Source organism: Solobacterium moorei (genome assembly GCF_036323475.1).
In the GTDB taxonomy this organism is placed as follows: Bacteria; Bacillota_I; Bacilli_A; order Erysipelotrichales; family Erysipelotrichaceae; genus Bulleidia; species Bulleidia moorei.
In genome coordinates, this window is sequence record NZ_AP028934.1 from 2332457 (window position 1) to 2346570 (window position 14114).

At 38.7% G+C, this 14114-nt stretch carries 14 protein-coding genes; all 14 read left to right on the plus strand.

The genetic code is table 11. The features are described from left to right. The first annotated feature begins 22 nt into the window (after positions 1 to 22). Positions 23 to 1300 carry a hypothetical protein gene (locus RGT18_RS11690; RefSeq protein WP_028078891.1) on the plus strand — a complete coding sequence of 426 codons (1278 nt, stop codon included), beginning with the start codon at positions 23 to 25 and terminating at the stop codon, positions 1298 to 1300. Between the two features lie 333 nt (positions 1301 to 1633). Next, positions 1634 to 2332, plus strand: a complete 699-nt coding sequence (locus tag RGT18_RS11695; protein ID WP_338175856.1) for a hypothetical protein — start codon at positions 1634 to 1636, stop codon at positions 2330 to 2332. Between the two features lie 192 nt (positions 2333 to 2524). Then, the gene (locus tag RGT18_RS11700) at positions 2525 to 5314 is read left to right on the plus strand and encodes a SpaA isopeptide-forming pilin-related protein (protein ID WP_338175854.1); all 2790 of its coding nucleotides are present in this window, start codon (positions 2525 to 2527) and stop codon (positions 5312 to 5314) included. 79 nt (positions 5315 to 5393) lie between these two features. Continuing rightward, positions 5394 to 5768, plus strand: coding sequence for a single-stranded DNA-binding protein (locus RGT18_RS11705; RefSeq protein WP_051241067.1), 375 nt, complete (start codon positions 5394 to 5396; stop codon positions 5766 to 5768). A 99-nt stretch (positions 5769 to 5867) separates the two neighbouring features. Then, entirely contained in the window at positions 5868 to 6875 is a 1008-nt protein-coding gene (locus tag RGT18_RS11710) for a hypothetical protein (protein ID WP_156022866.1), read from the plus strand. Further along, complete coding sequence (locus RGT18_RS11715) at positions 6876 to 7052, plus strand: hypothetical protein (RefSeq protein WP_156022865.1); 177 nt, start codon at positions 6876 to 6878, stop codon at positions 7050 to 7052. A 4-nt stretch (positions 7053 to 7056) separates the two neighbouring features. After that, the gene (locus tag RGT18_RS11720) at positions 7057 to 8814 is read left to right on the plus strand and encodes a JAB domain-containing protein (protein WP_028078827.1); all 1758 of its coding nucleotides are present in this window, start codon (positions 7057 to 7059) and stop codon (positions 8812 to 8814) included. 37 nt (positions 8815 to 8851) lie between these two features. Further along, positions 8852 to 9754, plus strand: coding sequence for a hypothetical protein (locus RGT18_RS11725; protein WP_028078826.1), 903 nt, complete (start codon positions 8852 to 8854; stop codon positions 9752 to 9754). 376 nt (positions 9755 to 10130) lie between these two features. Further along, positions 10131 to 10988, plus strand: coding sequence for a hypothetical protein (locus RGT18_RS11730; RefSeq protein WP_028078660.1), 858 nt, complete (start codon positions 10131 to 10133; stop codon positions 10986 to 10988). 77 nt (positions 10989 to 11065) lie between these two features. Beyond that, a complete protein-coding gene (locus tag RGT18_RS11735) occupies positions 11066 to 12172 on the plus strand; it encodes a hypothetical protein (protein ID WP_028078661.1) in 1107 nt (368 codons plus the stop codon). A 41-nt stretch (positions 12173 to 12213) separates the two neighbouring features. Beyond that, positions 12214 to 12558, plus strand: a complete 345-nt coding sequence (locus RGT18_RS11740) for a hypothetical protein (protein ID WP_028078662.1) — start codon at positions 12214 to 12216, stop codon at positions 12556 to 12558. Then, the gene (locus tag RGT18_RS11745; protein WP_028078663.1) at positions 12551 to 12841 is read left to right on the plus strand and encodes a hypothetical protein; all 291 of its coding nucleotides are present in this window, start codon (positions 12551 to 12553) and stop codon (positions 12839 to 12841) included. The genes RGT18_RS11740 and RGT18_RS11745 overlap by 8 nt, the downstream gene beginning before the upstream one ends. Further along, positions 12838 to 13179, plus strand: coding sequence for a hypothetical protein (locus tag RGT18_RS11750; protein ID WP_028078664.1), 342 nt, complete (start codon positions 12838 to 12840; stop codon positions 13177 to 13179). The genes RGT18_RS11745 and RGT18_RS11750 overlap by 4 nt, the downstream gene beginning before the upstream one ends. Positions 13180 to 13213: 34 nt before the next feature. Beyond that, entirely contained in the window at positions 13214 to 14104 is an 891-nt protein-coding gene (locus RGT18_RS11755; protein WP_028078665.1) for a conjugal transfer protein TrbL family protein, read from the plus strand. Positions 14105 to 14114: the final 10 nt, after the last annotated feature.

Genomic DNA, 14114 nt, shown 5'->3' on the forward strand with positions numbered 1-14114 from the left:
ATTATAAAAAGGGGATAAAAATATGAATGAAAAAAACTTAAATAAAACAATAATGCCGAAAGTTATGACGGAAGAGAATGATAGACCGCAGGAAGCAGGCAATCTAAAGGAAGGTAAAGAGAAAACACTTGAACAGTCAGAAACTGACAATAAAGGAAATGACCTAATCAATAAAGTAAAAAATATGGTCATGCAGCATAAGAAAATTGCTGGCGGTATCGCAATACTGCTTTTATTGAGCATAATCATTGCGGTCTATTTTGGATCACAACCTAAGAAACTATCAGACATGCTGAAGATAGATTTCAAAGGATATGATGGATACGGTGAAGTTGAATTCAATCATGGTGAATTAGATAAAACAGTCACCGAAGTAATGTATAAAGAAGCGGGTCTTACGGAAAAGGATATCAAGGATGCGGAAAAAGGTTTGGATGGTCTGCTTAACGCAGTTCCGAAGTATTTAAAGGCTGAACAAGAAAAACAGAGAGTAAGTTACAGTTTTGATAAAACAGATCATTTGAAGAATGGAGATAAGATCATCTTTACCGTGACGTGCAGCGGTGAAAAATGCCCGTTTGCAAAGGAAACAAAAGAGTATGAGGTAAAAGGACTTCAGGAAACCGAGAAGATCACAACCGATGATCTTGAAAAGGAATATCCGATTACTTTTATCGGATACAACCATTTTGGAAGAGTTGAGTTTGATGATACTATCTATGACATTAATACAAAGATCAACGATACCATAACGAATGATTCTGAAATCAAAATAAAGATCAAAGATTCGGCAATCGAAGAACTTGCTAAAAAAGGAAAAGTTATTCAGGACAATATCAGTGAATATAAAAAGAAAGTGACAGGATTACCGGAAGTATCAATGATCAGTGGGTTAGATGAGTTGTATGACAAAGTAAATACCTACATGCAAACGGAAACACAGAACAGCGATACTGATTTAGGAACCACTACGTATACAGTTGAGAAACAAAAAGATTATTTGGAATACAAGGCACCATATAAAGCAGCTTATGTAGATGATGATCTGGGCGGATATATAAATGTCAGAACGGTTTATAAAATCACCAAAGTGTTTGAAACGAAGTTTAGATATTTAGAATCCAGTGAGAAAACATATTACACATATTTTGGTTATGAAGGAGTGGATGTTGTTGACAACAAGGTAATTCTGAAAGACAAGAATTCCGGCAAGATGCATTCATATAGTACATGGGATAACTTGGAGTCCATTGAGGCAGAAATCAAAAATGATGGATATATGGAATATAAAACGCAATAACGAAAGAAATATTCTATTTCAAGACAGTAAAAAGAGTAGTTTTATTTGCATTATTTAGTAAATGGTTTATAACTTTCGGTAAGATAAGAGATATATGACATTAAAAAAATCGCATAAATAAAGGACTTTTCAAAAAATGACGTTTTTGTTTCCTAAAGCACCCCTTGAATGGAAACAAAAGAGGGTACTAAAATATCTATACTTGATAAAAGTATAAGAAAGAGGAAAGTTCTTACAGTTTAGTAAACTTGAATTTTCCTCTTTTTCTTATCTTGAAAAGTTTGAGGGGCGACACCGTAGGCGTGCATAGCAAGCCCCCAAAGGAGAGAACAAATGAAAAACTTATTCAACAGATTAAATGATCGACAAAAGAAGTCAGTCAAAATCATTGCTGCTATATTGATAGTTGCAGTGGTACTATTTGCAGTTCTGCATGTTTTACCAAAGCCAAAAACCAACAATTCAGCAAAGCACGAAACTAGCACTGAAACTTCTTCATCCAAGGAATCATCTAAGAAGAATGACAATAAAAAGAATCAAACTTCTAAGAAAGATGATAAGAAGAAGGATGACACTGGTAAGAAGGAAGATAAGAAAGAAGATACTTCCACTACATCCGAAACGTCTGTTACACCAACTACAGATACAACTAGTACTGAGGTACAGAACAATAACAACAATTCTTCAGTAATAAATACTCCAACTACGAATACAACTCCATCTCAACCAGAACCACAACCGATCTATGAAACGGTACATCACGATGAGGTGGGGCATTACGAAACACAAGTCGTGTCTGAAGCCTGGGATGAACCGGTGTATGAACCTCGTTCATATTATTTGACAAGTGATGGTGTTAGATTTGATGATAAATGGGCTTTAATGGAATATTGTGATGAAAATGATGTTTCATATTCTGTACAAACGGAACAAGTCCAGACCAGTTCTATCCACCATGACGCTGTTACCCAGCAGGTCTGGGTAGTCGATCAGGCTGCCTGGGACGAGCAGGTGGTAGTCGGATACAGATAAAATCAAAAACATATAAAAATTCCCTTTCCGAAAGAAGACGGTAGACGTTGATCTATCGTCTTTTTCTTTTGGGAAGAACAAAAATAACATTGCCCGTTTTGAAAACTCTGCTAAAAGCGGGTGATGAGATATATTGCAGCACACGACAAGCTTCATACAATGCAGAGTATTTAAGATCTTAAAGGAGGATTTATGAATTTGAAAAGTTCATTGAAGAAAACGGCCACCATCGCACTCAGTGCCTTGATGGCTTTTTCTTCCTTCCCTTTGACTGCATATGCAGAAGGGGAAACAACAGAATCAATAGATGTTGATACAAAAGAAGTCAGTGAAACAAGTCCGGATGTTGAAAAGACGGAACTGAATCTGGAAACATCCAAAACACAGCCGGAAGCCGTTTCGGAAGAGACTGCTGAAGAGGGGCAGGAAACACCGGCAGAACAGCCGGGTGAAACTGTGACAGACACAAACAGTCTGATCATGGATGTTGCCGGAAATGATACGGTCTTTGTATCAAAGAACGGTGAAACGGAAGCGTATGTCGGAGGAGATTCTGCACGCTATACGATCAGCTACGTTGAAACAGACAGTTTAGAGGTTACAGCAGCGAATGCATCATACTTTGTTGTCTGGAGAAATGACGGCACGACAGAAAGTCATTTTAATGAAGATGTCATCTATACCGTGCAGCCGGGTGATGCGTATATCTCCGTTGGACAGGGACTGCAGGCACAACGGCGCTCAGGCAGAAGAAGACGCAGCACTGCCAGTCTGGACACACTGGAGGTAGGTGATACCTTCTCTGGAACACTGGGAACGTCCAATACCAATCCGGATATAGGAAATGAGACTTTCTATATCGACTACATTGACGGATTGCTTGGCGGGGCAGCCGGCCAGATCTTAAACAACCTGGCGGTTTACTGCTTAGAGCCGGGATATATCGGTCTGACATACAGAACAGACTATGAACTGCCCGGTAATCCAAAGACCTATTATCCGTACAATGCGACAGTAACAGCAGTACAGCCTGACGGAAGAGTAACGATCCATATTGATGTACCGAGATACTTAAATCCTTATACAGGACAAGAAGCGACAGGATGGAATGCTCAACTGGGAACAGTTCCGTATCAGAACTGCGGTGCCGACTGGACAATTCAGACCGCTCCACGTAAGAAGATGATGTATGTGGCAGTGCAGAAGAAAAACGGTAATCCGGCACTGACAAAAGGAAACAGCTGCTATGCAAGTGATTTAAGCGGTGCTGTATATGGCGTTTACAGAGATGCCAACGCAACGGATAAGATCACTGAGATCACAACAGACGCTGAAGGAAAAGGTAAGTCAGAAGAGTTTGAAATTGGACCTACTGCTACAAAGGTGTATGTCAAGGAAATCAAAGCTCCGAAGGGATTTGCACTGGATCCGAAGGTATATCCGGTTGAGTACGATGGGGACAGCTGGACGATCGACTCGGTTGATCAGCCAATGAACGATCCGCTGGTTATAACTTTAAATAAAATAACCGAGGATGGAACAGTTGTGGAAAATCCTGCAAGTTTGGCAGACGCTGAATTTACAGTTAAGTATTATGACGGGCAATACACAATGAATAACCTTCCTGCAAAGCCTACAAGAACATGGGTAATTAAAACTGTTAAAACTCAAACAGGAAAGTATAGAACTATACTTGATAAAGATTTCTTGGTTTCGGGAGATCCTTTATATGAAAGCGAAGGTAAAGCAACTATTCCTCTTGGAACAATTACAGTTGAGGAAACCAAGGCTCCAGCCGGTTATACACTCAATAATAAGACTTTGAGTATCGGTGGAGCAGTAATAACAGACGGTAAAGCTCTGTTTAATATTGTGGACATGAATGGTATTGGTAGAATTCGGAGTGGTAATGAATATACCGTAGTTGAAGGTGTTGTACGTGGTGGGTTGGAGATTCAAAAGAAAGATGCAGATACAAATGAAAATGTAGGTACTGCAACATTCCAGATTGTTAATAAGAATAACTATGATGTAGTTGCTCGAGATAAAAATGGAGATGTTGTAGCTACAGCAGCTGCTGGTGAAAGTTTACCATATACAATCACAACAGATGCTAACGGATACTGGAAATCAAACGATAGTTTCCTTCCGGCTGGAAAATATGAACTTGTAGAAACCAAAGCCCCTGAAGGATATTATCTGAATACTGATCCAAAAGCATTTGAAATCAAAGATAATAAAACAATTGTTGGCATCGATTATGAAGATGCAAAGATCGTCATTGACGTAGCTAAAGTAGATGATCATGGAAACAATGTTTCAGGTGCCATTCTCCAAGTAATTGAAAAAGATACCGGTAATATTGTATTTGCATATACAACAGGAAATAAACCGGTAGATATCAGCAAATATGTCGAAGGTGGAAAAAAATATATCCTTAGAGAATCTGAAGCACCATTTGGTTTTGAAAAATTTGAAGATATCGAATTTGAAGTAACAGGTACAAGACAACATGAACAAGTTGTGATGGCTGTAGATACACGTAAAGTGTTCTACGTGAGTGCAATCAAGGTAGATGCTATGGATAACTCAAAGAAATTAAAGGGTGCTGAATTGACGTTATTTAAAGCGGATGGCACGGTTGCTTTAGATAAGGACGGTAAGGAGTGCAAAGGCATCACTGATGGTGAAGGAGTTATCACTTGGGCTGTAGAGTTCGCCGATGACTTGGGTGGTTACTATGTGCAGGAAACAGCAGCACCTGAAGGTTACCGAATCAATAATGAACATCATCAAGTTGTATTGAGTGAAGATTATGATTTTGCAGTGAATAACGCTGTACAGGTAGTAGTTAACGATACAGCTTTACCAGCAGTTAAAACAGGTGATACATTCAATGCAGCATTGTTTGCATGTATGTTGATTGGTAGCTTGGGTGCAGCAGTGTTCTTATTTCTTAAGAAGAAGGAATTGATGAAGTAAAGACATAAAAATGCTGGGGGCGAAACGCCCCCAAGTTTTTTAAGATTAGAAGAAATGTTGTAAAGAGAGGAGAACAAATATGTGGAACAACAGAGTCATTTTATCAGGAAATTTAGTGAAAGACGTTGAGGTAAAAGTAACGGAAGGAAAAGATAGTAAACACGTTACGAGTTTTACAGTTGCGGTTCATCGTACACGATCTAAAGAAGATACTGCAGATTTCATCAATTGTGTTGCATGGGGCGTACAAGCCGATTACCTTGGAAACTATGGAAAAAAGGGATCACGTATTGAACTGGAAGGGCAACTACATGTGAGAAGCTATGAGAAGGACGGCAAGAAGATATACGTAACGGAAGTATACGTGGATGATTGCCATTTACAGAAGAAAGCAACTGTAGAATCAGTCGATATAGGATTTGAATCTGAAGCACCGTTTGGTTTTGAAGAATAATCGATATAGTAACGAAATGATTAGTGGCGTTCACTAAGGTACGCCTACAGTAGCGATTTCTTAGTAAAACTGTCATAAGGAAAGGAGGTGTAAATGATCATGGAAAAGATAGCAATCGAATCAACGGAAGATTTTGAAGATATGGAATTTAAGCAAGACATCAGTATGACAAAGGATATTGTTAATCAAGATGGCACGGTCGGGATGATCAATAATTATTACAGGATCGTCCATATCAAAGATGGTGTATTAAGACCGATACAGGATGATATTTTTACAAATAAGAATGACGCAGAAGAATATGCAAGATCACTCAATGATAAAAAGTTGGTCAGTTATGAAGAAATACTAGATCAGACGGATAAAAGAATCGCTGTTAATACAATGGTGGAAGAAATTAAGAATCAGTATGATGCAAAAAAACTTTCTGGGGGCGAAACGCCCCCAGAGAATGCAGAAGAAAAACAGCAGTTCAATCATCAGAAATTTGCCAAAGCGGTAGCCCATTCCATAGTAGAAGCAAACTGTTTGGAAAATGCCGCTAAAGCCGTTTCCGAACTTAGATGGACATATTCAGAATTTCTTGATGAGGAACTGCAAGATGTTTTAGAAAATATTGGCTATCGTATATCAACATTGCAATCGTCAATGCAATGGGTATCAGATAAAATGATAGAAAAAGCTACGAACACATTGCAACAGGATCAAGGAAAACAGCTAAAAACTTTAGTGGACGATGATTTAGTCAATCATGAAACGGAAAAGGCATATTTCATCAAAATACCAAAAGCAGTTATGAAATCAGATATGGATGGATTATGGGTGCCAAAGAAGATTATGAAATGGAATGCAGAAGCAAATGCCTATGAAGTCAATCATTATCAAAAATTTCAATTTACCGAATATCAATATTCCAAAGAAAACGGTAAATTAGGCAATATCATTGATAAGAAGGTGATCAATGGAGCTGAGTTCAAAAACTTGATGCTTGATGCAAGTATGTATATGGATCACTTACGAAATCTGGAAGAATCTCCCAGTATCGTTCCAAATCAATCTGTAATGGAAGAAAATACTGAAGAAGAAAGGAAAGGTAGGAAATTATAAATGGATAAAGAACTGATCAAAATGATTGAGGATAGTCAAGAGGGCTTTTCTGAAGAAGAAATGCAAGAGATGTGCGCAGAAATGAATGGGGAATTTACCGGAAATCAAATTAAAAATAAGATCAATGAAATGAACGACGGTGAAATGATCACCGTTATTTTAAACAGCGGAGCATAATAATATGACGGATACAGGGAAGACATATACATACAACGTTCCAGATAAACATAAACTATATGAACTGAAAGAAATCAAGGTACGTTTAAAACCGGAAGATGGTGAAAGTTTACTTAGTAATGAGATAATCGATTCTCCGGATGCTGTGATTGGATTGATGCAAGGATACCTAAACAATCTTGATAGAGAAAAACTTGTCGTGGTCAATCTGGATACACAGAATAGACCGTTGTCCTATCATGTTGTATCGATTGGTGATGTAAATAGGTCGCTTGCACCAATACAGAACATGTATAAAACGGCAATTCTAAATAATGCTACCTCTATCATGCTGTTCCATAATCACCCTTCAGGAAGTCTTGTGCCAAGTAGAACAGATGATATTATTACAGCTAGAGCTGCATATGTGGGACAAATCATGGGTATCAATATTTTGGATCATGTGATCGTCGCCAATAACGCAAATGATTATTTTTCGTATAGATCACAAAAAGGTGAAATCCTGGAAACACCACGTATCGTGCTGGATAAGATCGATGTTGCGGGTGTTGCTGAAGAAACAGAAAACTATCATGTCGAAGAAAATATCATGCATGCAAATGATACGGAAGCAGGTCAGATAAAATCAGATGACACAAAAGATACAAAACCTAAAAAGAGCGTGCAGGATAAAGTCGATGAATACAGAAAACTTGTTGCAGATAAGTTCTTGAAACTGTTGGATGCGGATAATCCCGTTCATTCAATGGACTGGATGAAAGAATGGATCTCCATAGATGAACCTGTCAGCATGATCACCGGTAATGGGTACAGAGGAATTAACGCATTTATGCTCTCACTGATCGCCATAGATAAAGGATATAAAGACCCACGCTGGATCACATTTCACGGATTGAATAAATTTGATGATGCAAGGATAAAAAAGGGAGAAAAGTCATCACAGATCCAGTATTGGATGCTTTCGGATCTTACCAAAAAACACGGTGATAAAAATAAATTTATTACCTTTCAAGAAGCGGCAAGATTGATCAAGGAGGAAGGCAGAGAAGAGAAGGATTTTGCGCCGGTCGTAAGATATTCCAATGTATTCAATGCGGAGCAGTGTACAGGACTTCCGGAGCTGGTTCAAAAAGAACAAGAACAACAAATTAATCAGAATGAGTACGTGACAAAGATCTCCGAGAAAATGAAAGTTCCTATTCTGAATGACGGAGGAGCATTTTACAATCGTAAAAGTGATGCGGTACATCTTCCGGAAAAGAAGATGTTTTTCAGTGAGTATGCATACAACGCCACGGCACTTCATGAATTGGGACACGCAACCGGGGCAGCGCATCGTCTGAACAGGACAAAGGGAAAATCTTTCGGAGATGCAGATTATGCATTTGAGGAACTGGTTGCGGAGATGACAAGCTGCTTTACCGCATCAAGGCTTGCAGGTGATGAACAAAGCATTGATAAGTATCTCAAGGAAAATGCAGAAAATCATATGCGTTATGTCAAAAGTTGGGCAGAGGAAATCAAAAAGAATCCGAAGTGTCTTGAAGACGCTGTGAAACTTGCACAGACTGCTACGGATTTTCTGGATCTGCATGGCGGTTATTTGTCATTGAGCGAATATAACCGGCGACAGCAGGATAAACAGGTTGAGTTGTTTAATGATGAATTTATCATGAAGAACGCATTACACAGTGATACCATTGCAGAACCGGTAAATATTCAAGTGAAATCGGAGGTACAGGGAAGGGGAATAAGCGTATGAAACTAAAGAAGGTATTATTGATTGCACTGACAGGTTTTTGCTTGTTGGATGTACCGGTTCAAAGGTCGTGACAGAAGACACTGATCCGGTTGAATCGATTGCCGGTGAACCATTCAGTATCAAGAAAGACCGGGTTCTTGTAAATTGGAAGGGCATTAAAGTTACTACCCTTGGATATGATGAAACGGACACTCATGAATGGCATAAAGTCGATTTCAGCAAAGTATATCAGGGTTTTAAGGTGAAGATTGAAAATAAATCAAAGTATGATATACGGGTAGAACCATCCTCCATATCAATCAATGGATATACAGTGAACGACTTTCTCAAAGATTCAGCAAGTACATATGTTTCCTCCGGAGAAGAAGGATCTGCTAAAGTTATGGCATTTCTTGAAGAAGAACTGGAAGATATAGGGATCTTAAATGTCGGAAGAATAGGAGTTGTTTTTAACATTTACAATGCAAAAACATCAGAGCTGCTGCATCGTAGTGAGACGCTGTTTATACGGACGAGCGACTATGAAAAGATGGATGCGGAAGCTGCTTTTGAATCACAGGAAGTGTATGATGAATCCAATGTAGCGATCGGGGCAGCTATGGTCACGTATCATACGAGTTTTTTATATACGGTGGTTGAAAATAAAACGGATCAGGAGTTGATCGGAGAAGTCAAAAATATCACGCTCATCGATCAGAAAGGAAAAGAAGTTCCTGTTCCGGATGACAGATATCAGCTTCTGATCGCTCCTAAATCCAAAGCGATCATATCTCATGTAATCGATTATTCTGACGGTGTCAGGTTTACGGTCGAATTAACCGATAGAGAAACCAATGAAAAGATTCTTCCAACGGATGAACTGTTTATGGATCTTCATGTGGATGGAAGTCAAATGTGGCAGGATATTGAAGCCGAAAAGGCTGCACTGTATGAGAAGTAATATTGTTGAAAAGCAGTAAATATGATATTATTTCTATGTCAAATATGGCGACGGTGTTAGATATACATAACACTGAATTTGTGTCCGAACGTCCGAAGACATACAGCCGGTTGCTTTAGCACTTTCTAAATTTCTTATATATCCGGAACTTATCTAAAGTAAAGGCAAACAAAAACTATAGGCGATGTTTCATTCAATTTGTGTCCGAACGTCCGAAGACATACAGCTGGTTACCATCAAAATACTGATTACCGGATAAATCAGACGATGGCAAACGCAAACAAAAACTATAGGCGATCTATTCATTATATTTGACGAAGGAGAAACCGATTGGAATTTATCTGATCGGTTTTTTTCATGTCTGAAAGGAACATATATGAGTTTTAAATTTTATACGATCTCAACTAAATTGAGGGACAGCATCGACAGGAGTCTGGATCGTGGTTTGCATAAAAAAAAGATACGACCATATTTTCTGGGTTTGAAATATGACGGTTATCATGTACTGTTGCCGCTTAGGAGTAATTGTCCCAAAAGATATAGTGTCGCAATCGATCATCCCGATCCAACAAAGGAGAACCATGGGATCGATTGTACGACGATGCTGCTGTTGCGTAACAGAGAACTAAATACAATGGCAAAGGAAATACAATTACATCCTTATGAAGTGGCAGAAAATGTAAAAAATAAATATTCCCGGATACACGCAATGGCGATGTATACGATTTCACAATATAAAGCCATTCAGGAAGAGAAAGAAAAAGGTATCCAACTAACAAAAGATGATGCCTGGCTTGATCATCGCTGCACGCTGAAGAATTATCATGCGGAACTTGGAATAAAGCCATATATTCAGGCAGAAGAAAGCAGGCAGCAGGATTTGGAGAAAGCGAAAAGATTGATCAAAAGGTATCGTAAAACCCAGAAACATCAGACTGATTTTTCAGATATGAAACATGTGCTGATTAATAAGTTCAGTACCCGGGACGGAGGAAATTATTCCGTAGAAGCAAACCTGGAAAAAGCAAAGATCACATATTACCAGGATGCAGCAGTAATTAAAGAATATCAATTTCATAATTTGCAGGGGATGAACAATAAATTTTTAGCAAATTTGGATCGCAATAAGATGGCTGCCACTTGCTTGCGTTTTTCCAAGTCACAGGTGGTGACAGTACATGTTGAAATTGGTAATCCAATTCAAAACGTACAATCCAAAGGTAGGAAACTGTAGTCTGGGTACGGTGCCATCGTTACACCGTGAAATGTCCTAGAGATAAAAATCCAAAAAGAGAAAGGGGGTGATAAAGGATGAATTATTTAAAGGAAGTTGAAAGCAGGGGGTTAAACGGTTTCCAAATGGCGGAGGTCAGAGAAGGTTTAAAAACATTAACTACCGATCAGGTAGATGTATATGCAAGACCAGAATATGATCACATGCAGATGCAGGAGATACGGCTTGGGTTGGAACATGGACTTAGCGCAAAAGAAATGAGCGTATTCTTGGATCCAGGAATCAATTATGAAGCGATGAACCATGCCAGAATCAAGATCGAAAATGCAAACGTGATCGATGAGCAGGCAATATCTAAACTGCATGCGAAACAACTGAAAAATCTATTTATGGTCTTGTTAATTGTTGTTGTAATCGTAGGCGGAGTTGCAATCGGTTATTTCGGCAAAAAATACTTTATGCTTTTTAATCAGCCGATGGAGATCAAATTAAAATCCGATCATATTGAATTGAAATATGGAGAAGTATTTAATCCTATAGATTATATCGAAGATTATACAAAAGCAGATGGTATACAGTTGATACTTCCGGAAGCTGTTGAAACAAAACAGATTGGTGAAATCAAGGTCATCTACACTCTTAAAAATCAACTGAAGAGCATATCTAAGGAGCTAACAATCAAAATACAAGATAAGACAGCACCAACGATCACATTAAACACAAAAGATGTAACGCTCACTCGAACGAAGGATACCTTTCATGGTAAGGCTTATCTATCTAGTGCTATGGATGATGTTGATGGAGACGTTACAGATAACGTTACGTGGACAAATCCAGATGAGAGTATAAATGACCAAATGATTACATACAGCGCTAAAGACAAGGCTGGAAATGAGTCACAGAGCATTTTAAGTGTACATTACAAAGACCCAGAACCTACACCTACACCAGAGACGATCGTTATCTATCAACCAAGTGGAGGTGGTGGAAATACTTCTGGGGGCGAAACGCCCCCAAGCACAAGCACGTCTCATGGAACACAGTATTTTATGTTCTCGGATGGGTATAACTTGGATTCTGGATACAGTGCGTGCATTGCTGCTGGTTCAGCTTTTGGAGCGTATTCATGTGAACCAATCATGGGTGATGATGGGCTATATAAAGGGTATAAATTAACGTACTAGAAGGCTGGGGGCGTTTCGCCCCCAAAGGAAAGGAGAGACGAATGGAAAATAAAGTCTTGGAAGAGAGAATGAATTACAAATGTACGATTGCGGCGTTACTGATCATTCATAAATCATTAGGTGCTTTGCCGGTCGAAATATTTGAGATCCTAGCAACGGCGATAAAGCATCTAGTCAAAGAAAATTTGATCGAATATGAAAATGTTGGTGCCAATGCGTTATGCTGGAAGTTTTTGATGAATTACTCTTTTCGACAGGATGACAACAACAAGAATATTTATTACATCGATCCATTCATGTTGGACAAGCCACAGATGATCGTTGATATAACGATGCCAGATATGGTCTTTAGCGGTATGACATTACAAGGTGATAGTTATGTATGATCTGATAGGGACATATCTGCCAGATAAATATTTTCGATACAAAAAAGTTGATGATGAATATCATATCTATTTTCCGGATGATAGCTCAATGAAAGGGCTGTTTTTTATTGTGTTGAAAAGAGATGTGCAGGAAGAAACGGATGGATTGAAAATACAGATCAACAATAAAACAACGACCTTCGTATTGGATATGGAAAAAAAGATCTTCAATCGGTACGAATGGATAAAAATCAAAACTTATGTAGAAAGATACGTACGTATCAAGGAGAGAAAAGTAAGATGAAAAAAATAAATAGAACAAAGATGATTATTAAGACAACAATACTTGTATGCATGATGGAATTAATGACACTGCAGACACATGCGGACGGAGTCAATGAAGCAGAGTGGTGGAATTGGTTCAACAGTTATTTAGCACCGGCAACAAGAATCATGTATGGCATCATTCCGTTGGCATTGGTCATTTATTTATTGCTCAAAGCGGTAGATTGGTTTAAGAAGGACGCACAGGGAGAACAGGTTCCATCCTATTGGTCGACCGTTTCAAAAGGCGTGACCGTAGCGATCGTGGCGGTATCGATCAATACTATTCTGAAGATCGTATCCATTGTTACCGAATGAGAAATGATAAGGGAAAAGAAGGGAGGAAGAAGATATGGGTATCTTTCGATCCGTATTATGGATATTTACAAGTTTGGCTCTTGAGATAACGGATTACATTTATAAGATCATCATGAAATTTTTTAGTTTGAATATCAATCAGTTTCCATTTATCAAGAGTTTCTACATCATCATAATCAGTGCGGTAGGTTTCTTTATGATGTTTCGTATCGCAGCAATGTTTGTACAAGGAATATGGGGCGAAAACAAATTGGACAAATTGGATGGAATGGAACTAGCACGACGGATCATTGTAGCATTGGTCATACTGTCATTCATTCCATTTATGATGCCAAGATTAAATGATTTTGCGGCTGAATCAGCCAAGACTTTCCCAAAGATGATCTCAATCGGAGAAATACTACCGAGTGATGTGATCATCGAAGCAGGAAATGCCGAGTTTATTGGCAATAGCAGTTCTACCGGTGAAAAAGCAACATTAAAGACAGTTACCGAAAAGACAATCAACGATAAAAGCAGAGGGGAGTATGTCTATTTCAAAAAGACGGAAGGAATTGTACTTGTTTTGGTGTTGGCTGGAATCTGTGCATACACATTTCTGAACGTGGCAATCCAGGTGATCATCCGCATGATCTCATTATTATTAAAAATGGTACTTGCACCATATGCGGTATCAGGTCTGGTCGATCCGGATGATCAGGGGACGAATACATGGTTCAAATTATGTTTTTCCGATTATCTGGCTATCTTCTTTCAGGTGGTAACGATGTGGATTGCAATGTTGTTTGCGACAAAACTACCGGCAGATTGGGGCGGTTTTGAAAAAGGAATCGCATTTGTGGGTGCGATCTTTGCAATCATCAATGCGCCTAGTGGTATTGCACAAATTTTAGGTGCAGATATAGGTACACAAGCCGCAATGTAATCCTTACAAT